Raw genomic sequence first — 2159 nt, 5'->3', positions numbered from 1 at the left:
GGCTTTCATCGATCGGTGGAAGAGATGACTGACAAGCCGGCAACAACCTACATCGTCTCGGTTTTCGAGAAACCGCATTGGCGCACCGTGTTGACCACCCAGGACAAACAGAATGCGTTCGATCTAGCCAAAGAGATCGGCGACATAGTGCGGATCGAGACGATCACGCCGAAGCCGAASAGAATCGCAAAATTGTACGGGAAATAACCRAGACSCGGGCTGTGGAACCTRAYGYCCGCCTTCGCATTRTGTCGGCCAAAAAGAKGGAGSGCCGGCYATGAGAAGGCTTCGGYGTATGGGCYGYAGTCGTCACGTTTGCCACGKCGCTGCTTTACTGCTCMAGGAGTTTGGCTCGATCAARATGTAGGTTATGCCAGGCGTCCTATGGCCAGTGAGGACAGCYAACGTCTTTCGCTTTTCGACCTCGATGCTGGACGCGAGGCTTTTAAGAAGTCTGTCCGCGAACACAACGTCAAAGTTTCCGATTGGGGCCAACACGCAAGGCTGTTCATTCAAAAGGTCGCCGAAACYAACCGCCGCCACGAAAACGCGACCGATCCKGACGAAGGAAATCSATAGGGAAATGGCGGTGCTGTTGGGGTGCTTGGGGGCCGACCACACCTGCGGTGGGCTTTGAGTTCATGCAACCCGTCAGTGCCGAATTTGCGAGCTCGTTGTTTCGTTCTGAGCCCGGAACCTAAGCCGGCGAGCAAGGTTGTGGCCTACATGAACGCAACGCTAAATCAATCCCTATGGTCCGCTTTCTGCTGAGCMTCGTTCCGGTCCTATTTTGCAGCTCGCTTCTTCAGGCTCAAKCSTGGCAGCCGTTCGGTGTCAGGMAGCTTGGGTTCACATTCGATGTKCCCCCGGGTTTTGTGCTAACACAGCGTTCCGACCAAGGCGCGGSTTTTCGGGGCGAAAACRATGCGTTCCTTGCAGTGTGGGGCGCCAGACTCGGCAAGGCCAGTTTTCGCGCCGAGATCGAGCATCGCATGGTCGAGGACGAAACGGCTGGGTGGRAGCTGACCTATCGGCGTGTCACCCCGARGTGGGCGAGTTACTCGGGCATCAAGGAYSGCCAGATYCGATATGTCCGCGCAATTGCGGTCTGCAACGACCGTGCCGCGCTCTTCACCATAAATTACAGCAGGTYGGAAAAAATTCCGTATGACCCGGTTATTGTTCAGATGGTGCGAACCCTAAAAGCGGAAGGTTGCTAAGGCAATTATGAGCGCACGAAGCACCAATTTCCTTCACAAGTGGATTTCCAACAACGTCCGCGCCACCGCCGAGGCGGACGTCATCTCGGTCGCCGAGCTGACCCAGAAGATGTTCGCGGACGCCAGGGCGATCGGCATCGGCAGCGTCGAGCTCGAGGAAGACATTGGCAGCGCCTACGAAGCGATATTAGACGCGATCATCCGTCACGACGCCGGCTTGGCTGGTGACGCTTGGTGGCCCGCGTCTGTAGGGGATCGACAATTGCATCAACTCAAAGAATGACGTTCCGTGCGCGCGCCCGCGGCGAAGGTGTCATATCCCCTCGGGCATCACTCGACCTTTAGAAATCGCTGCGTTGAAGACATCGAATTCCTCGATGCCATGGTCGGCGCGCGTTGGACCCATGGCCGCTAAGGCTTGGAGTACACCGATAGGCTTAATTGCGTGATTGCTAATATAGCAATATGTAAGTTAGGCGGGACTTGAACCCATCCCCGCAGGTGGCCGGTGTGGTCGCCCAATGGCATCCCAACCGCACCGGCCATCCTCGCCTGGGAGCCGGAGGGCGTGCCCTCTTACGCTCACGATCTAGGTGGGGCAGCCCCGGCGCGTCACGTTTACCGGTCGGCTCCTCAATCTCTTGTGAACCGCGTCACTTTTCGAAGCATTCATAGTTCCTAGGTTGGTATCTAATAGGCCCGTCACCTCTCCCGGAGGTGGCGGGTTTTGCGCTGTGGGATCTGTTTGTTGGGACGGCTCGCCGCCATCGGGGCCGCGGCGGGCCGGGGCGGCTGGGTTCAGTCGTAGACCTTGACGATCTTGTGGGTGCTAGGATCGACAAGAACCGTCCGGTTGTCGATCACGACATAGCGGTATTTAACGTTGGGAACTTCGTGAAGCTCGACGGTATCTGGCAGCGATGAGCCGATATTGAGTTC

General features: G+C 57.1%; 3 protein-coding genes. 2 read left to right on the top strand and 1 reads right to left on the bottom strand.

From position 1 onward, the window contains the following. Both ACXJ7R_RS30775 and ACXJ7R_RS30770 read left to right on the top strand, forming a co-directional pair. A partial coding sequence (locus ACXJ7R_RS30775; RefSeq protein ID WP_457155098.1) for a hypothetical protein occupies positions 1–207 on the top strand: 207 nt, incomplete at its 5' end. A 1020-nt stretch (positions 208–1227) separates the two neighbouring features. Further along, entirely contained in the window at positions 1228–1503 is a 276-nt protein-coding gene (locus ACXJ7R_RS30770; RefSeq protein WP_457155097.1) for a DUF768 domain-containing protein, read from the top strand. A gap of 515 nt (positions 1504–2018) precedes the next feature. On the opposite strand, the gene ACXJ7R_RS30765 is transcribed toward ACXJ7R_RS30770, so the two are convergent. Further along, positions 2019–2159: DUF1236 domain-containing protein (locus ACXJ7R_RS30765; RefSeq protein ID WP_457155099.1), on the bottom strand; the 141-nt coding region annotated here is incomplete at its 5' end.

This window comes from Mesorhizobium sp. P5_C1 (assembly GCF_054049815.1).
Note: the sequence above shows the minus strand (reverse complement) of the source record. Positions and strands in the feature narration are given on the sequence as shown.